Source organism: Ruegeria sp. CF2 (assembly GCF_056537385.1).
This window is the reverse complement of sequence record NZ_JBQFRL010000001.1, coordinates 1541977-1565746: the sequence shown is the minus strand read 5'-3', so window position 1 is coordinate 1565746 and position 23770 is coordinate 1541977. Positions and strand designations below refer to the sequence as shown.

At 61.4% G+C, this 23770-nt stretch carries 27 protein-coding genes; 14 read left to right on the top strand and 13 right to left on the bottom strand.

What is annotated here, in order from left to right:
* The first annotated feature begins 9 nt into the window (after positions 1 to 9).
* The 9 genes from ACR0IR_RS07765 to ACR0IR_RS07725 are packed head-to-tail and all read left to right on the top strand — an operon-like array spanning position 10 to position 7845.
* On the top strand, positions 10 to 423 hold the full coding sequence (locus ACR0IR_RS07765) for a phage major tail protein, TP901-1 family (protein WP_170363235.1): 414 nt from the start codon (positions 10 to 12) through the stop codon (positions 421 to 423).
* A complete protein-coding gene (locus tag ACR0IR_RS07760; RefSeq protein WP_170363236.1) occupies positions 423 to 743 on the top strand; it encodes a gene transfer agent family protein in 321 nt (106 codons plus the stop codon). The genes ACR0IR_RS07765 and ACR0IR_RS07760 overlap by 1 nt, the downstream gene beginning before the upstream one ends.
* Entirely contained in the window at positions 740 to 958 is a 219-nt protein-coding gene (locus tag ACR0IR_RS07755; protein ID WP_170363237.1) for a rcc01693 family protein, read from the top strand. The genes ACR0IR_RS07760 and ACR0IR_RS07755 overlap by 4 nt, the downstream gene beginning before the upstream one ends.
* Entirely contained in the window at positions 936 to 1598 is a 663-nt protein-coding gene (locus ACR0IR_RS07750) for a phage tail tape measure protein (protein WP_170363238.1), read from the top strand. The genes ACR0IR_RS07755 and ACR0IR_RS07750 overlap by 23 nt, the downstream gene beginning before the upstream one ends.
* 15 nt (positions 1599 to 1613) lie before the next feature.
* Positions 1614 to 2246: a phage distal tail protein, Rcc01695 family gene (locus ACR0IR_RS07745; RefSeq protein WP_480779047.1), complete on the top strand. Its 633-nt coding sequence runs from the start codon at positions 1614 to 1616 to the stop codon at positions 2244 to 2246.
* On the top strand, positions 2246 to 3133 hold the full coding sequence (locus ACR0IR_RS07740) for a DUF2163 domain-containing protein (protein ID WP_170363240.1): 888 nt from the start codon (positions 2246 to 2248) through the stop codon (positions 3131 to 3133). Before ACR0IR_RS07745 ends, ACR0IR_RS07740 begins: the two co-directional genes overlap by 1 nt.
* On the top strand, positions 3133 to 3576 hold the full coding sequence (locus tag ACR0IR_RS07735; RefSeq protein WP_170363241.1) for a C40 family peptidase: 444 nt from the start codon (positions 3133 to 3135) through the stop codon (positions 3574 to 3576). Before ACR0IR_RS07740 ends, ACR0IR_RS07735 begins: the two co-directional genes overlap by 1 nt.
* Positions 3576 to 7541 carry a baseplate multidomain protein megatron gene (locus ACR0IR_RS07730; RefSeq protein WP_170363242.1) on the top strand — a complete coding sequence of 1322 codons (3966 nt, stop codon included), beginning with the start codon at positions 3576 to 3578 and terminating at the stop codon, positions 7539 to 7541. Before ACR0IR_RS07735 ends, ACR0IR_RS07730 begins: the two co-directional genes overlap by 1 nt.
* Before the next feature lie 7 nt (positions 7542 to 7548).
* The gene (locus ACR0IR_RS07725; RefSeq protein ID WP_170358782.1) at positions 7549 to 7845 is read left to right on the top strand and encodes a DUF7742 family protein; all 297 of its coding nucleotides are present in this window, start codon (positions 7549 to 7551) and stop codon (positions 7843 to 7845) included.
* Here the strand turns inward: ACR0IR_RS07725 and ACR0IR_RS07720 are convergent.
* Complete coding sequence (locus tag ACR0IR_RS07720) at positions 7826 to 8164, bottom strand: TraR/DksA family transcriptional regulator (RefSeq protein ID WP_170358783.1); 339 nt, start codon at positions 8162 to 8164, stop codon at positions 7826 to 7828. The two genes, ACR0IR_RS07725 and ACR0IR_RS07720, sit on opposite strands and share 20 nt — an antisense overlap.
* 86 nt (positions 8165 to 8250) lie before the next feature.
* Between ACR0IR_RS07720 and cysE the strand changes: the two genes are divergently transcribed.
* Positions 8251 to 9060: a serine O-acetyltransferase gene (gene cysE, locus ACR0IR_RS07715; RefSeq protein WP_093962389.1), complete on the top strand. Its 810-nt coding sequence runs from the start codon at positions 8251 to 8253 to the stop codon at positions 9058 to 9060.
* Between the two features lie 69 nt (positions 9061 to 9129).
* Here cysE and ACR0IR_RS07710 read toward each other — a convergent pair whose 3' ends face one another.
* From ACR0IR_RS07710 to pdhA, 3 genes are read right to left on the bottom strand one after another with little or no spacing between them, the layout of a single operon-like run.
* Positions 9130 to 10443, bottom strand: a complete 1314-nt coding sequence (locus ACR0IR_RS07710; protein WP_170363243.1) for a pyruvate dehydrogenase complex dihydrolipoamide acetyltransferase — start codon at positions 10441 to 10443, stop codon at positions 9130 to 9132.
* Between the two features lie 14 nt (positions 10444 to 10457).
* On the bottom strand, positions 10458 to 11831 hold the full coding sequence (locus tag ACR0IR_RS07705; protein ID WP_170363244.1) for a pyruvate dehydrogenase complex E1 component subunit beta: 1374 nt from the start codon (positions 11829 to 11831) through the stop codon (positions 10458 to 10460).
* Positions 11832 to 11846: 15 nt separating this feature from the next.
* Positions 11847 to 12836 (bottom strand): pyruvate dehydrogenase (acetyl-transferring) E1 component subunit alpha, encoded by a 990-nt coding sequence (gene pdhA, locus ACR0IR_RS07700; RefSeq protein ID WP_170363245.1) that lies wholly within the window; start codon positions 12834 to 12836, stop codon positions 11847 to 11849.
* A 224-nt stretch (positions 12837 to 13060) separates the two neighbouring features.
* Between pdhA and ACR0IR_RS07695 the strand changes: the two genes are divergently transcribed.
* Positions 13061 to 13768: a hypothetical protein gene (locus ACR0IR_RS07695; protein WP_170363246.1), complete on the top strand. Its 708-nt coding sequence runs from the start codon at positions 13061 to 13063 to the stop codon at positions 13766 to 13768.
* Here ACR0IR_RS07695 and ACR0IR_RS07690 read toward each other — a convergent pair.
* The 3 genes from ACR0IR_RS07690 to ACR0IR_RS07680 all read right to left on the bottom strand — a co-directional run bounded on the left by ACR0IR_RS07690 (position 13758) and on the right by ACR0IR_RS07680 (position 15815).
* The gene (locus ACR0IR_RS07690; RefSeq protein ID WP_170338112.1) at positions 13758 to 14057 is read right to left on the bottom strand and encodes an FtsB family cell division protein; all 300 of its coding nucleotides are present in this window, start codon (positions 14055 to 14057) and stop codon (positions 13758 to 13760) included. The two genes, ACR0IR_RS07695 and ACR0IR_RS07690, sit on opposite strands and share 11 nt — an antisense overlap.
* Positions 14058 to 14220: 163 nt before the next feature.
* Positions 14221 to 14565 (bottom strand): lysozyme inhibitor LprI family protein, encoded by a 345-nt coding sequence (locus tag ACR0IR_RS07685; protein WP_170338113.1) that lies wholly within the window; start codon positions 14563 to 14565, stop codon positions 14221 to 14223.
* Between the two features lie 59 nt (positions 14566 to 14624).
* Positions 14625 to 15815: a phosphoglycerate kinase gene (locus tag ACR0IR_RS07680; protein ID WP_170363247.1), complete on the bottom strand. Its 1191-nt coding sequence runs from the start codon at positions 15813 to 15815 to the stop codon at positions 14625 to 14627.
* Positions 15816 to 15949: 134 nt separating this feature from the next.
* On the opposite strand from ACR0IR_RS07680, the gene ACR0IR_RS07675 reads away from it, so the two are divergent.
* From ACR0IR_RS07675 to ACR0IR_RS07665, 3 genes are all read left to right on the top strand, one after another.
* Entirely contained in the window at positions 15950 to 16456 is a 507-nt protein-coding gene (locus tag ACR0IR_RS07675; RefSeq protein WP_093962382.1) for a peptidylprolyl isomerase, read from the top strand.
* Entirely contained in the window at positions 16449 to 16994 is a 546-nt protein-coding gene (locus ACR0IR_RS07670) for a peptidylprolyl isomerase (protein ID WP_170363248.1), read from the top strand. The genes ACR0IR_RS07675 and ACR0IR_RS07670 overlap by 8 nt, the downstream gene beginning before the upstream one ends.
* A gap of 116 nt (positions 16995 to 17110) precedes the next feature.
* Entirely contained in the window at positions 17111 to 18073 is a 963-nt protein-coding gene (locus ACR0IR_RS07665; RefSeq protein ID WP_170363249.1) for a DUF3179 domain-containing protein, read from the top strand.
* A gap of 14 nt (positions 18074 to 18087) precedes the next feature.
* Here ACR0IR_RS07665 and ACR0IR_RS07660 read toward each other — a convergent pair whose 3' ends face one another.
* From ACR0IR_RS07660 to ACR0IR_RS07635, 6 genes are all read right to left on the bottom strand, one after another.
* Positions 18088 to 19311 carry an isoprenylcysteine carboxyl methyltransferase gene (locus ACR0IR_RS07660; RefSeq protein WP_170363250.1) on the bottom strand — a complete coding sequence of 408 codons (1224 nt, stop codon included), beginning with the start codon at positions 19309 to 19311 and terminating at the stop codon, positions 18088 to 18090.
* Positions 19312 to 19545: 234 nt separating this feature from the next.
* The gene (gene aqpZ / locus ACR0IR_RS07655; protein ID WP_170338120.1) at positions 19546 to 20235 is read right to left on the bottom strand and encodes an aquaporin Z; all 690 of its coding nucleotides are present in this window, start codon (positions 20233 to 20235) and stop codon (positions 19546 to 19548) included.
* Between the two features lie 179 nt (positions 20236 to 20414).
* Entirely contained in the window at positions 20415 to 20918 is a 504-nt protein-coding gene (locus tag ACR0IR_RS07650; RefSeq protein WP_170338122.1) for a bactofilin family protein, read from the bottom strand.
* Entirely contained in the window at positions 20908 to 22233 is a 1326-nt protein-coding gene (locus ACR0IR_RS07645) for a DUF5930 domain-containing protein (RefSeq protein WP_170358803.1), read from the bottom strand. The genes ACR0IR_RS07650 and ACR0IR_RS07645 overlap by 11 nt, the downstream gene beginning before the upstream one ends.
* 175 nt (positions 22234 to 22408) lie before the next feature.
* On the bottom strand, positions 22409 to 23227 hold the full coding sequence (locus ACR0IR_RS07640; RefSeq protein WP_170363862.1) for a ferritin-like domain-containing protein: 819 nt from the start codon (positions 23225 to 23227) through the stop codon (positions 22409 to 22411).
* A 77-nt stretch (positions 23228 to 23304) separates the two neighbouring features.
* Positions 23305 to 23766 carry a peroxiredoxin gene (locus ACR0IR_RS07635; protein WP_170363251.1) on the bottom strand — a complete coding sequence of 154 codons (462 nt, stop codon included), beginning with the start codon at positions 23764 to 23766 and terminating at the stop codon, positions 23305 to 23307.
* Positions 23767 to 23770: the final 4 nt, after the last annotated feature.

Here is a 23770-nt window from a genome sequence, read left to right as displayed (position 1 = left end):
AGAGAGCAAATGGGTGCCCAGAACGGTAAGGACCTGCTGGTCAAGGTGGACATGAACGGCACGGGTCTGTTCCAGACCATCGCGGGGCTGCGGGCCACGCGGATCAGTTTCAACGCGGAAAGCGTGGATGTCACCTCGTTGGAGAGCCAAGGCGGCTGGCGCGAGCTGCTGTCGGGGGCGGGGGTCAAGTCGGCCTCGATTTCCGGATCGGGCGTGTTCAAGGACGCCGGCACGGATGAACGCGCGCGGCAGTTGTTCTTTGATGGTGAAACACCCGCCTTCCAGGTGATCATCCCCGATTTCGGCATCGTCGAAGGACCGTTCCAGGTGACCGGGATCGAGTATTCGGGCTCGCACAATGGCGAGGCGACCTATGAGATGAGCCTGGCCAGCGCCGGCGCCCTGACCTTTACGGCGCTGTGATGGTCAATCCGTGGACGGGCGAGGTGGCGCTGGTGATCGATGGCCAGCGCCGGGTGCTCAAGCTGACGCTGGGCACGTTGGCCGAGCTGGAGCAGGAGCTGGGCGCAGGGTCGCTGGTGGAGCTGGTGCAGCGGTTCGAGGGCGGCGCCTATTCCAGCGGTGACGTGCTGGCGCTGATCCTGGCGGGGCTGCGCGGAGGCGGCACGGATGTGACCCGCGCCGACATGCTGCGGGCCGAGATCGAGGGCGGCCCGATGGCCGCGGCGCGGGCGGCGGCCGAGCTGCTGGCGCGGGCCTTCATGGTGCCGGGTGAGTCATGAGCGGCTTTGACTGGCCCGGCCTGATGCGGGCCGGGCTGCACGGGCTGCGGCTGACGCCGGATCAGTTCTGGCGTCTGACCCCGGCCGAACTGCGGCTGATGCTGGGGCAGGGCCGCGGGATGCCGGCGATGAACCGGGCGCGGCTGGACAAGCTGCTGGCCGCCTGGCCCGACAAGAAACAAGGAGAGCGTGATGACGGATCGGGACGGGTTTGACGACCTGCAGGAGCGCGGCGAGGCGCTGGGCGACGCCCTGGGCGATGCCGCCACGATGGCGGCGGCCTTCGACGCCCAGATGAAGCGGATCAGCGCCGCTTTTGAGGAGACCGGCAAGGATGTCGCCACCCTGGAACGCGGCATGTCGAGCGGGCTTCGCAAGGCCTTCGACGGCGTGGTTCTGGACGGAAAGAACCTGTCGGATGCGCTGGACGTGCTGAAGAACTCGATGATCCGCACGGCCTATTCGGCGGCGATCAAGCCGGTGACGGATCATTTCGGCGGCATGCTGGCCAATACGGTCGGCGGCCTGGTTCAGGGGCTGCTGCCCTTTGCCGATGGCGGCAGTTTCGCGCAGGGGCGCGTCATGCCTTTTGCCAATGGCGGCGTGGTCACCGGGCCCACCACCTTTCCGATGCGCGGTGCGACCGGGTTGATGGGCGAGGCCGGCCCCGAGGCGATCATGCCGCTGGCACGCGGACCCGACGGCAAGTTGGGCGTGCGCAACTCGGGCGGCGGAGGGGCGGTGAACGTGGTGATGAATATCACCACGCCCGACGTGCAGGGCTTCCGCCGCAGCCAGGGCCAGATCGCCGCCCAGATGAGCCGCGCCCTGGGGCGCGGCAATCGGAACCGCTAGTTTGGGGAGCAGGACATGAATTTCCACGAAGTCAGATTTCCCGCCAGCCTGAGTTTCGGCTCGGTCGGCGGACCCGAGCGGCGCACGGATATCGTGACGCTGGCCAACGGGTTCGAGGAACGCAACACGCCCTGGGTGCATTCGCGGCGGCGATACGACGCCGGTTTGGGGATGCGGTCGCTGGACGACATCCAGACGCTGATCGCCTTTTTCGAGGCGCGTCAGGGGCAGATGTACGGCTTTCGCTGGAAGGACTGGTCGGACTACAAGTCCTGCGCCGCCACTGCCGAGGTCGACAAGGGCGACCAGGTGATCGGGCAAGGCGACGGGGTCACGACCGCGTTCCAACTGGTCAAGACCTATGCCTCGGGCGGGGTCGGCTATGTGCGCCCGATCGTCAAGCCGGTGCTGGGTACGGTCAAGATTGGGCTGGATCAGGATGAGGCTCGCGAAGGCGTCGATTTCGAGGTGGACCTGAATAGCGGCCTGATCCAATTCGCGGTCCCCCCAGCCGAGGGGGTCGAGGTGACCGCAGGGTTCGAGTTCGACGTGCCGGTGCGGTTTGACACCGACAGGATCCAGGTCAGCGTGGCCAGCTTTCAGGCTGGCGACGTGCCCAATGTTCCGGTGGTGGAGGTGCGGGTCTGATGAGCGGCGACAAGCAGGCATTGCTGGCCCATCTGCAGTCGGGCATGACCACGGTCTGCCGCTGTTGGGCGATCACCCGCACCGATGGCATGTCCTTCGGGTTCACCGACCATGACCGCGAACTGGCCTTTGACGGGCTGGTGTTCAAGGCAAGCACCGGTCTCACAGCCTCGGCCATCGAACAGGCGACGGGCCTGTCGATCGACAATTCCGAGGCCATGGGGGCGTTGTCTGATGCGGCCGTGCGCGACGAGGATATCGAAGACGGCCGCTTTGACGGTGCCGATGTCCGAGCATGGTTGGTCAACTGGGCCGCGCCGGAAGAGCGCATGTTGCAGTTCCGTGGCTCAATCGGCGAGCTGCGCCGCGCTGGGGGCGCGTTTCATGCCGAGTTGCGCGGGCTGACCGATCTGCTGAACCGACCCTTGGGGCGGATCTACCAAAAACCCTGTACGGCCGTTCTGGGTGACAAAGCCTGCGGCTTCGACAGGTTGACGCCCGGCTACTGGGCCGAGGCCGAGATTGCCGAGATCGACGAGGGTCCGATCCTCAGACTGCAGGGGGCGGAGGCGTTTGAGGACGGCTGGTTTGAACGCGGCCGCGTCGATGTGCTGACCGGCCGCTCTCAGGGTCTTTGGGCTTCGGTGAAGACGGACCGGTGCATCAAGATCGGGCGGGAATTGCACCTTTGGACTGCCTTGGGCTCGGGTCTGGTCGTCGGTGACCGTGTGCGGGTGCTGGCGGGCTGCGACAAGCGGATGGAGACCTGTCGGTTGAAATTCAACAACATCATAAATTTCCAGGGTTTTCCGGATCTGCCGAGCGAAGACTGGGTGATGGCCATGCCGAAACAGGGCAACGCGAACAATGGAGGCAGCAGGCGGTGATGGTGACGGCGCAGGATATCGTGGACGAAGCGCGAGGCTGGCTGGGAACGCCCTATGTGCATCAGGCCTCGGTCAAGGGAGCGGGAACCGATTGCTTGGGATTGCTGCGCGGCGTCTGGCGATCCGTCATCGGCCACGAGCCCGAGGCGGTGCCTACCTACAGCATGGACTGGTCCGAACCGCAGGGGGAAGAGCGCATGTGGGCGGCTGCGCGGCGCAATCTGGTCGAACGTCCGCGCAACTTTCTGGCCCCCGGGTGCGTGCTGCTGTTCCGGATGCGCGATGCCGGTGTGGCCAAACACCTTGGTATCGTGAGTGAAGCGGGCGCCGTGCCACGCTTCATCCATGCCTATTCCGGACATGGCGTTGTCGAAAACGCACTGAGCGACCCCTGGCGCCGCCGTGTGGTCGCCTGTTTTGAATTTCCTTTGGAGGGCAACTGATGGCGACGATAGTTTTATCTGCGGCGGGGGCTGCGCTGGGCGGGTCCATCGGTGGAACCGTTGCCGGGCTGTCAACGGCCATCTTGGGGCGCGCAGTCGGCGCGACACTCGGGCGGGTTATCGACCAGCGATTGATGAGCCAGTCGGTCATGGGCGCCGGAAGCGAGGTGGTCGAGTCCGGCCGGCTGGACCGGTTCAGACTTACGGAAACAGGTGAGGGCGCGCCGTTGTCCACCGTGTTCGGCCGAATGCGGGTCGGAGGGCAGGTGATCTGGGCGTCGGATTTCCTTGAGACCCGCAAGACCACGACGTCTACGCAGTCTGCTGGCGGAAAAGGAACCCCTAAACCCGCCGAAGTCACCACGACCACCCATAGCTACAGCTATTCGATCTCACTGGCGATTGCTGTCGGCGTCGGAGAGATCGCGGACATCGCGCGGATATGGGCCGATGGGGAAGAGCTTGAGCGCAACAGCGTGAACATGCGGGTTTATACCGGTAGCCAGGATCAGCTGCCGGATCCACTGATCGAAACGATCGAAGGTGCCGGAACGGTTCCGGCCTATCGCGGCACTGCGTATGTGGTGATCGAAGACCTGCCGCTGGCGCAATTTGGCAACCGCGTTCCCCAGTTCTCCTTCGAGGTTGTTCGGCCGGACCAGAAATCCGCACCGGACTACGAATCCGAATTGCAACGGATTGTCCGTGCCGTGGCCCTGATGCCTGGCACCGGGGAATACACGCTGGCCAGCGCTCAGGTAAACTACTCCAAAGGGTCGGGCCAAAGCTGGGCCGCCAACGTCAACTCGCCCTCCGGCGAGCCCGATCTGGTGGCCTCGATGCGTGCCCTGAGCAAAGAACTTCCGGGCTGCAAGGCTGCGTCGCTCGTGGTCTCGTGGTTCGGAGATGACTTGCGTTGCGGCGCTTGCAGCATTCGACCCAAGGTGATCCGCGATGACGTGGATGGCGCCAACATGCCGTGGAAAGTCTCTGGGCTGAAGCGCAAATCGGCCCAGGTCGTGCAGCATGTGGACGGGCGACCGGTCTATGGCGGTACCCCGGCCGATGCGTCGGTGGTTCAGGCCATTCAACACCTCAAGGAATCCGGCAGCCGGGTGATGTTTTATCCTTTCATCCTGATGGATCAGATGCAGGGTAATGGTCTTCCAGACCCATGGTCGGATGCCGGCGATCAGCCGCATCTGCCGTGGCGCGGCCGGATCACGCTGGACGTGGCTCCGGGGCGTCCGGGGTCGGTGGACGGAACCGCAGGTGCGGACGCTCAGGTGGCAAGCTTCTTTGGTGCAGCCCAAGCCTCGGATTTCATCATCGGTAATGGCACCGTCACCTATACCGGCCCGGAAGAATGGAGCATGCGCCGTTTTATTCTTCACTACGCCGCGTTGTGCAAGGCCGCAGGCGGGGTCGAGGCGTTTTGCATCGGCTCGGAAATGCGTGGCCTGACCCAGATACGCGGCGCGTCCGGGTTCGCGGCCGTCGCTCAGTTGAAGGCATTGGCGGCGGAAGCGCGGCAGATACTGGGGCCAGACACCAAGATAGGCTACGCCGCGGATTGGACAGAGTATTTCGGGTACCAGCCTGCCGATGGCAGCGGTGACCGATACTTCCATCTGGACCCTCTGTGGGCAGACGAAAACATCGATTTCGTCGGGATCGACAACTACATGCCGGTCTCGGACTGGCGGGATGGCGACGAGCATCTGGATGCGCTGGATGGTGCTAGGTCAATCTACGACTTGGATTATTTGCGCGGCAACATCGAAGGCGGTGAAGGATACGACTGGTACTATCCAACACCAGAAGAACAGGACGCGCAGATAAGGTATCCGATCGAGGACGGCGAACATGCAGAGCCATGGGTGTGGCGATACAAAGACATCCGCAACTGGTGGTCGAACTTGCACCACGAACGGATCGGAGGAGTGCGCCAAGCTGAACCGACCGATTGGGTTCCGGGATCAAAGCCGATCTGGTTCACGGAATTGGGCTGTGCGGCCATAGACAAGGGAACGAACCAGCCCAACAAGTTTTTGGATCCGAAATCCTCGGAATCCGATCTGCCTAAATACTCGAACGGTCAACGCGACGATTTCATTCAGGTTCAGTATTTGAAGGCAGTTCTTGGATATTGGGCCGATCCGCAGATCAACCCGGTTTCGGACATCTACGATGGTCCGATGGTGGACGTTTCGAACGCCTATGTATGGGCGTGGGACGCGAGACCTTACCCGAAATTCCCGAACCTGCGTTCACAGTGGAGCGACGGCGAAAACTACGCCCGTGGTCATTGGTTGAACGGACGTTCTGGTGCCAGGACATTGGCCTCGGTGGTGGCCGAGATTTGTCAGGCTGCAGACGTCTCCGATTTTGATGTGTCTGCGCTGGACGGAGTCGTCCGTGGATACGTGATCGAAGATGTTTCGGACGCGCGGGCGGCCCTGCAGCCACTGATGCTGCGCTACGGATTTGATGCGATCGAGCGGGACGGTGTTCTGACATTCCGCATGAGGGCCGGGCGCCGGGCATTCGATCTGTCGCTGGATCAGGTCGCGGAAAGCCCCGAGGTCGATGGCAGGGTCCAGTACCAGCGCGAAGCCGAGGCCGAAATGGCCGGCCGCGTGCGTCTGCGTTTTGTTCAGTCGGATGCGGACCATGATGTGGTAGCGGAGGAGGCCGTGCTGCCCGATGATCGGACCCATTCTGTAGCCGTGAACGAAATGCCTCTGTCGATGACCCGCTCCGAAGGACGGCAGACGGTCGAACGCTGGCTGGCCGAGGCCCGCGTCGCGCGCAATACCGCTCGCTTTGCGCTGCCGCCGTCGCAGATGAATCTGGGCGCCGGCGACATTGTTCGACTTCCATCCTGGAATGGGGGAGACGGTGCGCTGTATCGCATAGACAGGTTGGAACAGGCTGACATCCAGCTGGCAGATGCCGTGCGGATCGAGCCCGGGGTCTATTCGCCGTCCGATATGGCGGATGATGGGTTTGTGTCACAACCCTTTGTGGCCCCAGTCCCGGTTCTTCCGGTTTTTCTTGATCTGCCACTCATTACAGGTGCCGAAGAGCCGCACGCGCCTTATCTGGCCGTCACGGCCGATCCCTGGCATGGCAGCGTCGCCGTCTATTCCTCGGACAGCGACGAGGGCTACGCGCTGCGCGATCTGGTGACAGGTCAGGCTGTGATCGGGTTTACCGAATCCGCCTTGCCGTCCGCGAGCGCAGGGGTTTGGGATGAAGGTGAGCCGCTGCGCGTGCGCTTTGTCGATGGCGTCTTGCAGTCGTGGTCGCGTGACTCACTTCTGACCGGCGCCAACTTGGCCGCGATCGGAGACGGCACGCCCGGAAATTGGGAAGTGTTTCAATTCGCGGATGCCGTCTTGCAGGAACCCGGGGTCCATGCCCTGTCTGGCCGCCTGCGCGGCCAATTGGGTACGGACGCAGTCATGCCCGAAATCTGGCCGGAGGGTTCCGTGTTCGTGTTGCTTGACGAGAGGGTTCTTCAGACCAGTCTGCTGCGGACCGAACGCCGAATTGCGCGGCACTACCGGATCGGGCCCGCAACTCGCGGATACGACGACGATTCCTATGTCCATAAGGTTGAGGCCTTTGATGGAAACGGTCTGCGCCCCTACGCGCCAGTTCATCTGAAGGTCGAAAGGCACGGGGGCGATGACCTGTTCACCTGGGTACGCCGAACCCGGATCGACGGCGACGATTGGGACGTGCTGGACGTGCCGCTGGGCGAGGAGTCCGAGACCTATCTGATCCGCATTCGGTCAGGTGGCGCCCTTGTTCGAGAAGAGATCGCCACGACGCCAATTTGGACCTATTCCGCGGCGGCACAGTCTTCGGACGGCGTCGCGGGCCTCTACGAGGTCGAGGTGGCGCAGGTTTCGGCCAGCTACGGGCCGGGCGCGGCCGCGAGTCTGAGTGTGGGGTAGAGGGATCATGCGCCCTGTTTTGCACGGCGATGTCAGTTCTGCGGCGCGGGTTTTGCTGACCGTGCCGCAAGCCCAGCGTGAGCGGCTGTGCGCGCGCATGATCGCCGAGGCCGAGTTGGCTGACCGTCACGTGGCCGCGACGGGTCGTTTGCATCCTGTTTACGGTAACGGAGCATTGATGGCAGCTGCACGCAGCCGCCCGTTGGCAGACGAGCCAAGTTTCAGCGACACCGAGTATTGCCGTTGTTTCGAGACGGTACTGCGCCATCTTATCCGGTTTCAACTCAACCGGCCGCGCAGCTGACGCACTTGCTGGCGGCCGGGTCCAGGTCCAGCCGTCTGCGCGGAATGTCGTCACCGCAATCCTCGCAATACCCGAATTCGCCCTCGGCCATCCGGTCGAGGGCGGCTCTCAGCCGTCGGACTTCGAGATCTCGTCGCGTTTGTTGCGCCTTGGCCATGGCCTGATTCTGCAACGCATCCATTCGGCTGAGCCGCCCGACCGCCTGCTGGTCAAGCTCGACCACGGATTGAGCGTCCTGACCGGCGAGGGAATTGCGTTCCAATTCCTCCAGCCGGGACAGGATAAGTGTTTCAAATTCCCTGAGTTCGGACCGGTTCATTTTCTGTTGTGTTGCACATCAAGGGTTTGCGTTTGGCCTTTTTGGGCCTAGATGGCTATTCTAGGCGCAGCAGAGGATCAAAAGCCATGTTTGAAACGCGCACCCAAGTTACGTCAGTTGACCCCGTCTGGGACCGGATCACGGCCGAAGCACAGGCCGCCGTCGAAAAAGAGCCTTTGATGGGCGGACTGGTGCATGCCTGTATCCTGCACCACAAGTCTCTGGAACGTGCGTTGTCCTATCGCATCTCTGCCAAGCTGTGCTCGAACGAGATGTCGATGATGGTTCTGCGTGAAATCGTCGAAGAGGCCTATGCCGATGACAAGGCGCTGATGAATGCCGCCCGCGCGGACCTGATGGCCGTGTACGAGCGCGACCCGGCCTGCCACCGTCTGCTGCAGCCAATTCTGTATTTCAAAGGCTACCAAGCCATGCAGGCCTATCGCGTGGCCCACTGGCTTTGGCAGAAGGGCCGGCACGATCTGGCCTATTTCTTCCAGATGCGCAGTTCAGAAATCTTCGGGATCGACATCCACCCCGCCGCGAAGATCGGCAAGGGCATCATGATCGACCACGCGCATTCCATCGTGATCGGTGAAACTGCGGTTGTGGGCGACAACGTTTCGATGCTGCATTCGGTGACCCTGGGCGGGACCGGCAAGGAAGAAGAGGACCGCCATCCCAAAATCGAGGATGGCGTTCTGATCGGGGCCGGGGCCAAGGTTCTTGGAAACATCCGCGTGGGTCATTGCAGCCGCATCGCCGCCGGTTCGGTGGTGCTGCAGGACGTGCCGCCCTGCAAGACCGTGGCGGGTATCCCGGCCAAGATCGTGGGTGAGGCGGGATGTGACCAGCCCTCGATCTCGATGGATCACATGCTGGGCAAGGATCAGTAAGCCTGTTCTCAGGTGCGAAAAAAGCCGCCTCGGGGTCCGAGGCGGCTTTTTTGATTTTTGTGACTTGGATCAGGCCAGCATGACCATGGGGTTTTCCAGGTTGTCCACGATGGCCTGCAGGAGCTGTGCTCCAAGCGCGCCGTCGATCACCCGGTGATCGACCGACATGGTAACCGACATCACGGTCGCCACTGTCAGCTCGCCATCTTCGCCCACGACCGGCTTCTTGGCGCCGGTGCCGACGGCCAGAATGCCCGCATGCGGCGGGTTCACGATGGCGTCGAAATTGTCGATGCCATACATGCCCAGGTTCGAAACCGCGAAGGTGCCGCCCTGATACTCATGCGGGGCCAGCTTGCGTTCGCGCGCACGCGCGGCCAAGTCCTTCATCTCGGTCGAAAGGGCCGACAAAGATTTGGTGTCGGCGTCCTGCAGGACCGGGGTGAACAACCCGCCTTCGATCGCCACCGCCACGGCCACGTCCGAAGGTTTCAACTGCAGAACCCGGTCGCCCGCCCATACGGCGTTGCACTCGGGCACCTGCTGCAGCGCGTTGGCGACGGCCTTGATGATGAAGTCGTTGACGCTCAGCTTCACGCCGCGGGCTTCCAGCTGCTTGTTCAGCTGGCTGCGGAATTTCAGCAGCGCGTCCAGCTTGATGTCGCGGCGCAGATAGAAATGCGGGATAGTCTGCTTGGCCTCGGCCAGACGGGCGGCGATGGTCTTGCGCATGCCGTCCAGCTTGACCTCCTCGTACTCGCGGCCTTCGTACATGCGGGCCACCATGTCGGCCGAGGGGCCTGCAGGAGCAGCGGCAGGGGCCGGCGCCGCGCTTGCCGAAGCAGCCGGTGCCGGTGCCGCTGCCGGAGCGGTTGCGCCTTCGACATCTGCTTTGACGATGCGGCCATGCGGGCCCGAACCCTTGATCTGTGCGAGATCCAGACCCTTTTGGGCGGCAATGCGACGGGCCAGCGGAGAGGCAAAGATGCGACCGCCATCGGCCTTGGTCGGAGCCGCCGGAGCCGGGGCAGGTGCGGGCGCCTCGGATGCCGCAGGGGCGGCAGCCTCGTTGCCCGCGTCGGCTGCGGGCGCAGCCTCGGGTGCCTTGGTCGGGGCCGCGGCGATGTCATCGGCGCTTTCGCCTTCTTCCAGCAGCACGGCGATGGGGGTGTTCACCTTGACCCCCTCGGTGCCTTCAGGAACCAGGATCTTGCCGACGACGCCTTCGTCAACGGCTTCGAATTCCATCGTGGCCTTGTCGGTCTCGATCTCGGCCAGCAGGTCGCCGGAGGAGACAGTGTCGCCTTCCTTGACCAGCCATTTGGCGAGCGTGCCTTCCTCCATGGTCGGCGAAAGGGCGGGCATCAGAATTTCGGTGGGCATCTGTCAGTCGCTCCTTACCGATAGGTCACTTGTTTAACGGCGGCGATCACCTCGTCGGTGGTAATCAGCGCCAGCTTTTCCAGGTTCGCCGCATAGGGCATGGGCACGTCCTTGCCGGTCAGCGTGATGACGGGCGCGTCCAGATAGTCGAACGCTTCCTGCATGACCACGGAGCTGATGTAGCTGCCGACCGAGCCTTGCGGCCAGCCTTCTTCCACGGTGACCAGACGGTTGGTTTTCATCACCGAGTTGATGATCGCGCCAGTGTCCATCGGGCGGATGGTGCGCAGGTCGATCACCTCGGCGCTGATGCCATCTTCAGCCAGCTTGTCGGCGGCTTCCAATGCGTATTGCATACCGATCCCAAAGCTGACGATGGTCACATCGGTGCCTTCGCGCCAGATGCGGGCCTTGCCCAGCGGCACGGTCAGGTCATCGACCTGCGGCACGTCGAACGAGCGGCCATAGAGGATTTCGTTTTCCAGGAACACGACCGGGTTGGGATCGCGGATGGCCGATTTCAGCAGACCTTTGGCATCGGCAGCCGAATAGGGCATCACGACCTTCAGGCCCGGGATCTGCATGTACCAGGCGGCATAGTCCTGAGAGTGCTGGGCCGCCACGCGCGCGGCGGCGCCGTTGGGGCCGCGGAACACGATCGGACAGCCCATCTGACCGCCGGACATATACAGCGTCTTGGCAGCCGAGTTGATGATCTGGTCGATCGCCTGCATGGCGAAGTTGAATGTCATGAACTCGACGATCGGCTTCAGGCCGCCAAAGGCGGAACCCACGGCAATGCCAGTAAAGCCATGCTCGGTGATCGGCGTGTCGATCACGCGTTTTGCGCCGAATTCGTCCAGCAGGCCTTGGCTCACCTTGTAGGCGCCTTGGTATTCACCGACTTCTTCGCCCATCAGGTAGACGTCTTCGTCTGAGCGCATTTCCTCGGCCATCGCATCGCGCAGAGCCTCACGGACCGTCATCGATTTCATCTCGGCATCGGCTGGCCAGTCCGGCGACAGGTCCACGGTAGGCGCGGCCGGTGCAGCAGGGGCAGGAGCGGGGGCTTCAACCGCCGCCGGGGCGGCTTCGGCCTCCGCTGCGGCTGCGGGGGCAGCCGCGGTCACGGCCGATGCGTCTTCCCCCTCTTCCACCAAGATCGCGATCGGCGTGTTGACCTTTACCCCTTCGGTGCCCTCGGCAATCAGGATTTTGCCGACGATGCCTTCATCGACGGCTTCGAACTCCATCGTGGCCTTGTCGGTTTCGATCTCTGCCAGAATGTCGCCAGAGCTTACGGTGTCGCCTTCCTTGACCAGCCACTTGGCCAGTGTGCCTTCCTCCATGGTCGGCGAAAGGGCGGGCATGAGAATTTCGGTTGCCATGTCTTATTCGTCCTCTCAGGCGTAAATGTCGGTCCAGAGCTCGTCCAGCGACGGCTCGGGGCTTTCCTTGGCGAACTCGGCGGCCTGGTTGACGACCTCCTTGATTTCCTTGTCGATCGCCTTCAGGTCATCCTCGGTGGCGTGCTTGCCGGTCAGCAGCAGCTCGCGCACGTGTTCGATCGGGTCGCTTTGCTCGCGCACCTTCTGCACCTCTTCGCGGGTACGGTACTTGGCGGGGTCCGACATCGAGTGGCCGCGGTAGCGGTAGGTCTTGACCTCGAGGATGTACGGGCCCTTCCCAGCCCGGCAGTGAGCCACGGCCTTTTCGCCGGCCTCTTTCACTGCCAGAACGTCCATTCCGTTGACGATTTCGCCGGGAATGCCGAACGCCTCGCCGCGGTGATAGATGTCCTTGGTCGAGGTTGAGCGCGCTTGCGCCGTGCCCATCGCGTACTGGTTGTTCTCGATCACGAAGACCACCGGCAATTGCCAAATGGCCGCCATGTTGAAGGTTTCATAGACTTGACCCTGGTTCGCTGCGCCGTCACCGAAATAGGTAAAGGTCACGCGGCCGTTGTCTTTATACTTGTCTGCAAAGGCCAGGCCTGCACCCAGCGGAACCTGTGCGCCGACGATGCCATGGCCACCGTAGAAATGCTTTTCTTTCGAGAACATGTGCATCGAGCCGCCTTTGCCCTTGGACAGGCCGCCTTCGCGTCCGGTCAATTCAGCCATGACGCCGCCCGGATCCATCCCGCAGGCCAGCATATGGCCGTGGTCGCGGTAGGAGGTGATGCGCTTGTCGCCATCCTCGGCCGCAGCTTCGAGCCCCACGACGACGGCTTCCTGACCGATGTAGAGGTGGCAGAAACCGCCGATCAGACCCATGCCGTATAGTTGACCGGCCTTTTCCTCGAATCGGCGGATCAACAGCATCTCGCGGTAGTAGGTTTTGAGTTCTTCCGCAGAAACGTTTGGTTTCTTTGTGGTTTTTCGCGCAGCCATCGTGGCGACCTCTCCCTTCCGGCAAGATAGTTTAGCGTTAAACTATCTCATAAAGCATTTCGTGCTTTCTGGCGAGCGGAAATGTGACGCAGCGTCCTGGACCGGATAGGAGTATCTGTTTCCACCCGAAATCCGGCAGGTTTTCGCCTTTTGGTTCGCCCTATGCACGGTTAGTATGCTTCCATTGGCAGGCAGTTTTGAACAGGCGCCGGAGACAAATTGGCATGATGATCCTCAGAGAGCCGAAGCTGGTTTTCATCAAAACGAAGAAAACCGCCGGATCATCCATCGAAATTGCACTGAGCAAGCATCTGAAAAATGGTGACTTCGCGTCCCCGCTTTTACCGGAGGAGGAGGCTCAAAGGCCCGGAAAAAGACCCATTGTGCGTCAATCGGTCCGACTGTTGCGAGAGCGATCAAACGGCCAGGTTCGGGCCCGTCAACCCCACAACCCCCACTCAGTGGTCGCGACCTATTTGTCAGATATTGCGGAGGGATGTTTCAGCTTTTGCGTGGAACGCAATCCGTGGGACAAGGCCGTTTCGGCTTTCTACTTTTGGATGTACAGACGTGGAATTGAAGTCGTCGATCCCCATGCGATGTTCACGCGATTTTGCCAAGAGCAGTTACAATTCTTTTCTGACTTCGACCTATACTCGACGGATGGAGAAATAGTTGTTGATCGTGTAATCAGGTACGAAAGACTTGCAGCAGAATTCGGTGAGCTTATGCAAGAAGTCGGAATTGGTGATGTGTCGCTAAATGAGGTTCAAGCAAAAGCGGGTATCCGGAAAACAAGGCGATTGGACCTGTTCTATGGAAGAAACTGGCGTAGCAGAAACGTAGACTTGGTTGCTGATGTTTTCTCCGCTGAAATAGCGGCACTAGATTATAACGTGCCTTACAGCCATGGGTATTTTATTAACGGATGACGATTTCATCAGCCCGGATCATTCCCAAAACGGTTCGGGCCTGCTGATCCAGCAGGTCGAGATCCAGGTAGGTGTCTGAAAGGCGTCGGGTCAGGTTTTCCATCCGAGCGATGTCGGCGTTCAGCGCCGCAAGGTCGCGTGACAGAGCGTCCCGTTCCGCTGAAATCTCGATCCGTCGGAACAGGCCGTAGTCGCCCTGAACGGCAGCAAAGGTGAAATAGACACCCAGCATGAAAGCCACCGAAAAGAATGCGACTGCGCCCAGACCGGGCCGATTGGAACGGGACACTCTGTTGACCGCCGTATGAATACTGCCTCAAAAACGTGCCCTTTGCGGGCATCTGTCAGCACTATGTCACAGGTGATTCGGGTTGTGAATCCCCCGATTCGCACTTTTTGTAATTCGACGAAAAAAGTGATGCTCGAAGAGCCATGACCGCGTAGGTATCCGCTCAACGCAAAGCGGACAGTTCCTGATTTCGATTCAGGGTCTGTTCTTCCATGCAAGACCAATAGAACATTTGCGCGGCACTGCCATCGCTTTTGAGTTCGGGGTCACAAGTTGCGTCCCTGCGTTTCAACCAAGCGCGCTGTTCGTTCAACAAAGCCTCACCGTTTCCGCGCCTGTCCGCCGCTGATTTGACCTCTTTCCAGAGGCGGTTCAGTTCTTTATCAGCGATTTCCCATTTCTCTTTGGCACAGAAAGTGGCGTCGATCTGAGTTTGACCGGCGCAATGGGACTGCGCGCCAGAAACACTGGGCAAGAGGATAACAGCGAACGTGGCAACGGCTTTCATGGCCCATCTCCCGGTCTGTAGGAGAATACCACGAATGCAGATCACCAACTAGAATGGGTTTATTGGGCCAGCGCTGCCACACCGGGCAGAGTTTTGCCCTCCATCCATTCCAGGAACGCACCGCCGGCGGTCGAGATGTAGGTGAAGTCCTGCGCGGCACCCGAGGCGTTGAGGGCTGCAACCGTATCGCCGCCACCGGCGACCGACACAAGTTTGCCCGCCCGCGTCAGTTCTGCGGCTTTCAATGCAGCGGCATTTGTCGCCGCGTCGAAGGGTTCCAGTTCGAATGCCCCCAATGGGCCGTTCCAGATCAGAGTCTTGCTCTGTTCGAAGATGGTGCAGATTGCGGCGACGCTGTCCGGCCCGGCGTCGAGGATCATCGAATCTGCGGGGCACTTGTGCGCTGGGACGACCTTGTGTGGGGCGTGTGCTTCGAATTTCTCTGCAACGACAACATCGCTGGGCAGGACGATCCGGCAGCCTGCCTTGTCTGCTTTTGCCATGATTTCGGCTGCGGTATCGGTCATCGCGTGCTCGGCCAACGATTTACCAACGTCCAGCCCTTTGGCCAGCAGAAAGGTGTTGGCCATGCCGCCGCCGATGATCAGGTTGTCGACCTTCTCGATCAGGTTGCCCAGCAGATCCAGCTTGGTTGATACCTTGGCCCCACCGACCACGGCGGTCACCGGACGCTGAGGGTTGCCCAGAGCGGCTTCGAGTGCGCTGAGCTCTGCCTGCATCAGGCGCCCGGCGCAGGAGGGCAGAAGGCGCGCCAGTGCCTCGGTCGAACTATGCGCCCGATGAGCCGCCGAGAAAGCGTCATTGCAGTAGATGTCTCCCATCTTGGCCATACCTTCGGCCAAGGTCATGCTGTTCTGGGTCTCTTCGGCGTGAAAGCGGGTGTTCTCCAGCAGCAAGACCTCGCCGTCGCCCTGGTTTGCGGCAGCGATTTCAGCCTCGTATCCGACGCAATCCTCTCCGAAGCGGACCTTGGTTCCAAAGGCGGCTTCCAGCGCGGGCACCAGCTGTTTCAGCGACAGGTTCTGCCGACGCTCACCGCCGGGCCGGCCGAAATGGGCCAGCAGGATGGGTTTGCCGCCAGCGGCCAGAATGTCGCGCACCGTGGGCACGATCCGCTGGATCCGGGTGTCATCGGTCACGGCGCCATCCAAAACCGGGACGTTGATGTCCACGCGCACAAGAACGCGTTTGCCCTGCAAATCCATGTCGTCCAGAGTTTTCCAGCCCATCGTGTCATCCTCGCCGTTGTCACCACGCGTAAGCGGTTCTTTTCCTGCATTTTGCCCTCAGGTCAATGCGTCACTTGGCTTTCGCGCGTCCGGCGCATAGGTATTTGCGCAAATCAATTCCACAGGAGGGCCCCATGGCCGAGATCAAGGATCCCGAAAACACCATCATCATCGAGCTGAAGGACGGCAACGTCGTCATCGAACTGCTGCCAGACGTGGCGCCTCAGCACAGCGAGCGCATGAAGGAACTCGCGCGCGCGGGCGAGTATGACAACGTGGCCTTTCACCGGGTGATCGACGGCTTCATGGCCCAGACCGGCGACGTGCAGCACGGCGATATGGAAGACGGCTTCAACATCCGCATGGCAGGCACTGGCGGGTCGTCCTTGCCGAACCTTCCCGCCGAGTTTTCCAAGCTGCCGCATGACCGGGGCACGCTGGGTGCCGCCCGTTCGGCCAACCCTAACTCGGCCAACTCGCAGTTCTTCATCAACTTCAAGGACAACCATTTCCTGAACGGCCAATACACAGTCTATGGCCGCGTGATCGAGGGGATGGAGCATGTCGATGCCATCACCCGTGGTGAGCCGCCTGCGAACCCCGACCGCATGATCAGCGTCAAAGTGGCCGCCGATGTATAAGCTGGCCGCCGTTTTTGCCCTGTTGGCCAGCCCCGCGCTGGCCGCAGGCCTGCAGATCGAAGTCGAGGGCGAGGCCAACGGCACGATCACCATCGACCTGTTCGAAGACGTCGCGCCCAAGCATGTCGAGCAGATCACCGCTCTGGCCGCCGAAGGCAAGTATGACGGGGTGGTGTTCCACCGCGTGATCGAGGGGTTCATGGCACAGACCGGGGACGTGGAATACGGTAAACTGGGCAGCGACATGCGTCGCGCCGGCACCGGCGGTTCAAGCCGTCCGGACCTGCCAGCCGAGTTTTCCGAAGTTCCGTACGAGCGCGGCATCGTCGGAATGGCTCGCGCCAGCAATCCGAACAGCGCAAATTCGCAGTTCTTCATCATGTTCGAACCGGCCCCGACCCTGAATGGCCAGTACACGGTGGTGGGCAAGGTGACCGACGGCATGGACGTTGTTGATGCGATCAAACGCGGCACAGGCCCGAACGGCGCGGTGGTCGGCCAACCGGACGTCATGACCAAGGTGACCGTCACCGAATGATCCCTAGACCCGGCGCGGATTGCGCGCCGGGTTGTCCGCGCACGGCGCTTCACTGTGTAAGGGGCTTGGCCCGGCCGCACGGCTGACGCACGATGGCAGGTAGCCAAAGGTGCCTCATGCGATGCCGTCTGTTTGCCCTTCTGCTGTTCTGCGCAACCGCGGTGTCCGCGGACCCGAACCTGTGGCGCGACGAATGGCCCAAAACCGATTTTGCGGTTACCTCGATCGGTGACTGGTCTGAGGTCCGGTCCGGCGGGCCGCCGAAAGAGGGCATCCCTGCCATCGACAAACCCGAGTTTGTCCCGGCTTCGGCGGAAACCGGGTTGGGGCTGACCGAGGCCGTGATCACGGTGGAACTGCCCGGTAAGCGCTCGCGCGCCTATCCCCTGCGTTACCTGATCTGGCATGAGATCGTGAATGATCGCATCGGCAACCGTCCAGTCGCGGTTACATATTGCCCATTGTGCAATTCGGGGCTGGTTTTTGATCGGCGTATCCCGGGACGGGTTCTCAGTTTCGGCGTGTCCGGCAAGCTGCGAAATTCGGACATGATCATGTATGACCGCGAAACCGAAAGCTGGTGGCAGCAAGCCACCGGCGAGGCGATTGTGGGCCAGTTGACCGGTGCTCAGTTGACAGCGCTGCCAGCGTGGATGGAAGGGTGGGATCAGTTCCGCAAGCGCAATCCCGACGGTCTGGTGATGGCCGAGCCGAATTTTGCGCGGGACTACGGGCGCAACCCTTATCGAGGGTATGACAGCGCGCGCAGACCGTTCCTGTATGACGGCGCGCTGCCTCCGCATGGTATTCAACCGCTCGAGCGGGTGGTGCGTGTCGGTGAGCGGGCCTGGCCTCTGACGCGATTGCGTGCGGCTGGGCGATTGTCAGAAGCAGGCGTTGTCATCGTTTGGTCGGCGGGGCAGGCTTCGGCTCTGGACGCCGGGCGCGTCGACAAGGGACGCGACATAGGATCGATCCGCGTCACGGATGGCGCCGGACGGGATGTCGTGCATGATGTAATGTTCGCGTTCGCCTTCCACGCCTTCTGGCCCGACGGTATCTGGATGACAGGGCGCTGACCCGCGCCGCGCTATCAATTCGCCTGTCTGGCAACGCTCCGGGTCCAGCCGCTCAGACCGCGCCGGATGCGGGCCAGAAGACCGTATTCGTTCACGTGCTTTTTGTAGGCTCGGTAGGACGGCGCGCGTGACAGGCAGCGCTCTTCGTGCCAGGCCCGTGCGAAATAGATCAGGTTCACACCCAGCAGGGCCAGACAGTTGGCCAGGCCTGCCCAGAAGTCGACCGCGATGAACGGGATCGAAATCATCCACCAGGTGATGTTCTTGCTAATGTAGGATGGATGTTTGCTGATGTTGTAAGGAAAGTCGCAGGCCAGCCCGCGATAGGTCAGGTTCGAGAACCGCAGACCCATGCGCGCGGCGGTCAGGCAATAGACCGCCAGGAAGAACAGGATGGTGCCGCCCCACAATCCGTAGAGGACAGGGTAATCCCACAGCCAGACACCCCAGGCGAAGCCATCCTCGACATAGTTGAAATAGCTGCGCGACAGCAGTTGCCAGAACGGGGCATAGCAGATCACGCAGACCAGCCATCCGCTCACCGTCGTCTCGGTCCAGCGAATATGAGAGGTCAGAAGCCGGGTGGCGGTGGCATAGCCGATGGTGACGATTGTCAGGTCCAGAAAGAAGGCAAAACGGTAGAGATATGCATAGACCTGCTGAAAGTCCTGCGCATCCCACAGCGAACGGGTCTGTAGAAAGCTCCAGTCATAGACCAGATAGCAGAACATCAGTGGCAGAAAGAACCCTTTGACGCCAAGCCCAAGAAGAAAGGATTTCAACTCGCGGGCCCCGGTGGATTGGCGACCAAAAGACAAAACCACACGTCCCAGATGCCACATGCCGTCGCGAGGATGCCGCATCGAGAAATGAACCGCCGTGACAACGGAAAGGACAATCGCAAGGATCAGCGGCCAGTAGTCGCCGAACAGCGAAAAGAACGGCTGATACCATTCATCCCGGTAGAGGTCGGCGGTGGAGTAGAACAGCGCAAGCAGCGCAAGACTGGCCGACAGACCAATAAGTTTGATCCAGAAATCAGCCAGATACGCCGGGTCTTTGAAGTTTTCCGGGTTGTAGACCAAGCCGCTGCCCGGCTTGCGATGAATTCGCGCTATGAAAATCTCGGATAGGGCCAGAATGGCAAAGATCGTCAGAGCGAACAGAACAGTCTGATCCCGATCAGAGACCGCGCCGAGGTCTGGCCAGAAATAATGAACCAGCGGAATACTGGCCATCGCAATCCAGGCGGTGGATGCGGGAATTGCGGAAGCGGGGCGCCGGAACTTTGGCCAGGAAATCATGATCAGGTCTTTCACAGAGTTCTGCGAATTCTGGCGGTTCGTTCCGGAAATTCAACCACCCTGATCCGACCGGTCGAATTCTTGCCGCGGGTGTGGCCCACGCAACCGTATAACAGAGTCACCTCCCGGCGTAGGCCGGGAGGGGGTTTGCATTAGTAGGACGGGTTTCTATTCGTCCGAGGCCATCATTTTCCAGATCGCGGCTCCCAAAGCGCCACCGATCAGCGGGGCGACCCAGAACAACCACAGCTGCGCCAAGGCGGGGCCATCGGCAAACAGCGCCACCCCGGTCGAGCGGGCCGGGTTCACCGACGTATTGGTGACCGGGATCGAAATCAGGTGGATCAGCGTCAGCCCAAGACCGATGGCAATGGGCGCGAACCCGGCCGGAGCCTTTTCGGATGTCGCGCCCAGAATGATGATAAGGAAGAAGGCGGTCAAAACGATCTCGATCACCAGCGCCGACATCATCGAATACCCTTCGGGCGAGGCCTCGCCATACCCGTTCGAGGCAAAGCTGCCAACGCCTTCGAAGCCGGGTGCGCCGCTGACGATCACGTACAGAACGGCTGCGGCCAGTATCGCTCCAAGCACCTGCGCAGCCCAGTAGGGCAGCAGATCCTTGGACGGGAAACGCCCACCGATCATCAGCCCGAGGCTGACGGCGGGGTTGAAGTGACCACCCGATATGTGGCCGACCGCAAAGGCCATGGTCAGGACCGTCAGGCCGAAGGCGAACGACACGCCCAGCCATCCGATGCCCACATCGGCGACCCCGGCAGCCAGCACCGCGCTGCCACAACCGCCGAGAACCAGCCAGAACGTGCCGAAAAATTCGGCCATCAGTTTTGCTCGCATGATAAAACCTCCCAATTTCAACGAGGTGAAGTTTAATTCAAAAAACACCTTTTGTGAAAATGTATCGCGCGTGCAGGGCTTTGCGGCCCTGATAGGGGTCCCGATTGTTGCCTGATGGGCATAGAAAAACGCCGCGGACAGTGGCCGCGGCGTTCTTGGAATTCGGTACTCGGAGCGGTTTACTGGCTGACTTCAGCCGCCGGATTGGCTCCGGTTTTGCCGCTGCGTCCCGGGTTCAGCGGATCGTCCTGACGCTGAACCGAGCCTTCGAAATGCGCGCCGCTTTCGATGGCGATGGTCTTGTGGATGATGTCGCCCTCAACCCGGGCGGTCGAGGTCAGACGTACTTTCAAACCCCGTACACGACCCACGATGCGGCCGTTCACAACCACGTCGTCCGCGGTCACTTCGCCTTTGATGGTCGCGGTTTCGCCGATAGTCAGCAGATGCGCGCGGATGTCGCCTTCGACGGTTCCTTCGACCTGGATGTCACCGGTGGTCTTGATGTTGCCGGTGATATGCAGGTCCGACGACAGAACCGATGCCGGCGGCTTGGGCTTGGGCGCGGTGCTTGCGGCCTTCTGTTCGGTCGGGGCAGGGGTCGCCTGAGGCGCCGGGGCTGCCGGCTTGGCCGTTTCGGATGCCTTGGGTGCGGGCTCGTTGATTTTGCTTTTAGAAAACATTGTTCGCAGCCTTGATGAAGTCCATTGGGTTTACAGGTTTTCCGTTCACGCGCACCTCGTAGTGCAGATGCGTTCCGGTCGACCGTCCAGAATTACCCATATCAGCAATGTGATCCCCGCGCGAGACCCTTTGGCCGACCTTCACGCGGATCTTCGAGTTATGGGCATAAAGTGTCTCAACCCCGAAGGCGTGCTTTATCTTGATCAGACGGCCATAACCGGATTGCCAGCCCGCATGGGTCACGACACCGTCGGCGGTGGCGAAGATATCCGTGCCCGTCGGGGCCGCAAAGTCGGTGCCCTTGTGCATCCGGCGCCCGCCGGTTTTGGGGTCGCGGCGATAACCATATCCGCTGGTGAACCGGAACGCCGATTTGACCGGTGTGGCAAACGGGGCCTTTTCGGCCGCTATGCGATACAGATTCAGCTGGTCCATCTGCTGCAGAAGCTGATTTGCGCGCACCTCATCTGCCGAAAGCTCTTCGCCGCGGGTGCTGAAGGAAATCGGCGTCAGCGGCCCGCCCATGCCGCTGTAGCCGCGCCGCACTTCGTCAAGCATCCGGTCGGTGGGCATTCCGGCCTCGCGGAACATCTTGTCCAGCGGTTCAACCGAGATCACCATGGCTTCTTCCAACTGGCGGAAGATCTCGTCATTGCGTTCCTGCATCAGCAGGATTTCCAGCTCAAGCTCATCGCGCTGGTCCAGTGCCGCCTGTGCATCAGTTGCGATCTGGTCCCGCTGCTGTGCTGTCCGGGTCAGGGCGTCGGCCATGAATTCGATCTGTGCCGGAGCGGCAGAGGCGAACATCGCAACCGATGCGCCATCGGATTTCTCCTGAAGCTCGGCGAGTTGCGCCCGGGCTTCCTCACGTTGCTTCATGGTCGACCGCAGGGTGGTCTGAATGACCTCGATGCCGGTTTCCAGCTCGCGTCGACGGTTTTCGGATTCCAGCAGTTCCGACTGCATCGCCGAGATCTGCTGAAGCGCCGAGTTGAACCGGGCGTGCGCGGCCAGTGCTTCCTGAGCGCGCGCGTCGCGTTCCTGCGACAGGATGTTCAGCCGCTCCTGATAGGTCGCCTGATCGCGCTTGGCCTGTTCACGGAAGTTGCCAGACCCGATGCTGTCCATCAGCAGGATCGCCGTGGCGACCGCCGTCCAGCCGACCATGATCGAAACGCCAAGTGCGGCCACGATCTGTGTCTCCGAGCTGAGCCGGATGAAGCGTGTGTCATTGTCGGATTTCAGGAAGACCCGGCGTTCCGGGAAGTGCCGTTCGAGCAGTGAGTGTAGTTTGATTGCCAGACGTGTTCTCACGCGCCTTACCTCTCATCCCCAATGTCGGGACCGGTCGTGAGTGGATCGCCGCCCCTTGGGCCGATTGCTTAAAGGGCCGGTCCCGGTTGGGCAAGTTTGTTAACCGATTGGTCGACAATTACGGTGTTTTCCCGCACGTCATCGGCAGAAAATTGCCGAAAGCGGCACGTTTCCGTCAGCGTTTCGCGTCTCCCGGGGGCGGCAGATCCTCGGTCAAAGGCCAGTAGAAATCGGGCGGCAGGCCGGCTTCGGCCCGCTTTTCCTCGTTGAAGGGCGGCTTGAGCGCGCCATGGAAATAGCGCCGGACCAGTTGGTGGAACACGTCCTTGGGGTCGGCATTCTCGCGGCCGCACAGAAAGTGGAACCATTTCGAGCCATAGGCCACATGCCCGACTTCTTCGGCATAGATCACTTCAAGCGCGGCCACGGCCTGATCGGCCTTGGCCTTGCGGAAGATGTCGATCATGCCCGGTGTCACGTCAAGGCCGCGCGCCTCGAGCACCATCGGCACCACCGCCAACCGGCCCATCAGGTCTTCGGCTGTGTCCTCGGCCGCGCGCCACATCCCGGCATGGGCGGGCAGGGCGCCGTAATAGCTGCCCATCGCCTCCAGGCAGTCGCAGACCATTTCGAAATGGCGCGATTCCTCCTCGGCGCATTTGACCCAGTCGTCATAGAAGCCGACCGGCATCGGCACATGCCCGAACCGGGCGATGATGTCCCAGTGCAGGTCCACGGCATTCAACTCGATATGGGCCACAGCGTGCAGCAGGGCGATGCGTCCAGCCTCGGAGCCGGGGCGACGGCGCGGCACGTCGCGCGGCGACAGCAGCTCGGGCTTGTCAGGACGCGATGGATGCAACGGTGGCTTGGCTGTCCCGACTTCGATCGCGGGGGCATCGCCGTTGCGCGCTGCAAACCATTCGGCGGCATAGCGTTTGGAAAGGGCGGTCTTGGACCGCCCATCCGCAGTGGTCAGAACCTCGGTTGCCATTTGGGTCAGGGTTTTGGCCACGGTAATCCTCGAACTGGATGAAAACTGCCGCCTCTTAGACCGGATGGCCCGCAGCGTCAAAGCGCGCGTACGGCCTCCAGCACCTCATCCACATGGCCGGGAACTTTGACCTTGCGCCAGACGCGGGCGATCTTTCCGTCGGCGTCGATCAGGAAGGTCGAGCGCTCGATCCCCATCGACTTCTTGCCATACATGTTTTTTTCGACCCAGACGCCGTAAACCTCGCACACGGTCGAACCTTCGTCGGACAGCAGCGGAGTGGTCAGCCCGTGCTTGGCGACGAACTTGTCGTGCTTGGAGACGCTGTCGCGAGAGATGCCGAAAACCTGTGCGCCGGCGTCGGCAAAGGATTGAAGCTGCTCTGAGAAACCGATGGATTCCTTGGTGCAGCCCGGCGTATCATCGCGGGGATAAAAGAACAGAACAACGGGACGACCGCGCAGGTCCGACAGGGTGACCGTGCCGCCGCCATCGCGGGGCAAGGTGAAATCGGGGGCGATGTCTGCAACGTCAGGCATTTTG

What these genes read in the sequence shown, in the direction of transcription:
- ACR0IR_RS07765 (WP_170363235.1), top strand. Translation starts at nt 10, where the DNA reads ATGGGTGCCCAGAACGGTAAGGACCTGCTGGTCAAGGTGGACATGAAC.
- ACR0IR_RS07760 (WP_170363236.1), top strand. Translation starts at nt 423, where the DNA reads ATGGTCAATCCGTGGACGGGCGAGGTGGCGCTGGTGATCGATGGCCAG.
- ACR0IR_RS07755 (WP_170363237.1), top strand. Translation starts at nt 740, where the DNA reads ATGAGCGGCTTTGACTGGCCCGGCCTGATGCGGGCCGGGCTGCACGGG.
- ACR0IR_RS07750 (WP_170363238.1), top strand. Translation starts at nt 936, where the DNA reads ATGACGGATCGGGACGGGTTTGACGACCTGCAGGAGCGCGGCGAGGCG.
- ACR0IR_RS07745 (WP_480779047.1), top strand. Translation starts at nt 1,614, where the DNA reads ATGAATTTCCACGAAGTCAGATTTCCCGCCAGCCTGAGTTTCGGCTCG.
- ACR0IR_RS07740 (WP_170363240.1), top strand. Translation starts at nt 2,246, where the DNA reads ATGAGCGGCGACAAGCAGGCATTGCTGGCCCATCTGCAGTCGGGCATG.
- ACR0IR_RS07735 (WP_170363241.1), top strand. Translation starts at nt 3,133, where the DNA reads ATGGTGACGGCGCAGGATATCGTGGACGAAGCGCGAGGCTGGCTGGGA.
- ACR0IR_RS07730 (WP_170363242.1), top strand. Translation starts at nt 3,576, where the DNA reads ATGGCGACGATAGTTTTATCTGCGGCGGGGGCTGCGCTGGGCGGGTCC.
- ACR0IR_RS07725 (WP_170358782.1), top strand. Translation starts at nt 7,549, where the DNA reads ATGCGCCCTGTTTTGCACGGCGATGTCAGTTCTGCGGCGCGGGTTTTG.
- ACR0IR_RS07720 (WP_170358783.1), bottom strand. Translation starts at nt 8,164, where the DNA reads ATGAACCGGTCCGAACTCAGGGAATTTGAAACACTTATCCTGTCCCGG.
- cysE (WP_093962389.1), top strand. Translation starts at nt 8,251, where the DNA reads ATGTTTGAAACGCGCACCCAAGTTACGTCAGTTGACCCCGTCTGGGAC.
- ACR0IR_RS07710 (WP_170363243.1), bottom strand. Translation starts at nt 10,443, where the DNA reads ATGCCCACCGAAATTCTGATGCCCGCCCTTTCGCCGACCATGGAGGAA.
- ACR0IR_RS07705 (WP_170363244.1), bottom strand. Translation starts at nt 11,831, where the DNA reads ATGGCAACCGAAATTCTCATGCCCGCCCTTTCGCCGACCATGGAGGAA.
- pdhA (WP_170363245.1), bottom strand. Translation starts at nt 12,836, where the DNA reads ATGGCTGCGCGAAAAACCACAAAGAAACCAAACGTTTCTGCGGAAGAA.
- ACR0IR_RS07695 (WP_170363246.1), top strand. Translation starts at nt 13,061, where the DNA reads ATGATGATCCTCAGAGAGCCGAAGCTGGTTTTCATCAAAACGAAGAAA.
- ACR0IR_RS07685 (WP_170338113.1), bottom strand. Translation starts at nt 14,565, where the DNA reads ATGAAAGCCGTTGCCACGTTCGCTGTTATCCTCTTGCCCAGTGTTTCT.
- ACR0IR_RS07680 (WP_170363247.1), bottom strand. Translation starts at nt 15,815, where the DNA reads ATGGGCTGGAAAACTCTGGACGACATGGATTTGCAGGGCAAACGCGTT.
- ACR0IR_RS07675 (WP_093962382.1), top strand. Translation starts at nt 15,950, where the DNA reads ATGGCCGAGATCAAGGATCCCGAAAACACCATCATCATCGAGCTGAAG.
- ACR0IR_RS07670 (WP_170363248.1), top strand. Translation starts at nt 16,449, where the DNA reads ATGTATAAGCTGGCCGCCGTTTTTGCCCTGTTGGCCAGCCCCGCGCTG.
- ACR0IR_RS07665 (WP_170363249.1), top strand. Translation starts at nt 17,111, where the DNA reads ATGCGATGCCGTCTGTTTGCCCTTCTGCTGTTCTGCGCAACCGCGGTG.
- ACR0IR_RS07660 (WP_170363250.1), bottom strand. Translation starts at nt 19,311, where the DNA reads ATGGCCAGTATTCCGCTGGTTCATTATTTCTGGCCAGACCTCGGCGCG.
- aqpZ (WP_170338120.1), bottom strand. Translation starts at nt 20,235, where the DNA reads ATGCGAGCAAAACTGATGGCCGAATTTTTCGGCACGTTCTGGCTGGTT.
- ACR0IR_RS07650 (WP_170338122.1), bottom strand. Translation starts at nt 20,918, where the DNA reads ATGTTTTCTAAAAGCAAAATCAACGAGCCCGCACCCAAGGCATCCGAA.
- ACR0IR_RS07640 (WP_170363862.1), bottom strand. Translation starts at nt 23,227, where the DNA reads ATGGCAACCGAGGTTCTGACCACTGCGGATGGGCGGTCCAAGACCGCC.
- ACR0IR_RS07635 (WP_170363251.1), bottom strand. Translation starts at nt 23,766, where the DNA reads ATGCCTGACGTTGCAGACATCGCCCCCGATTTCACCTTGCCCCGCGAT.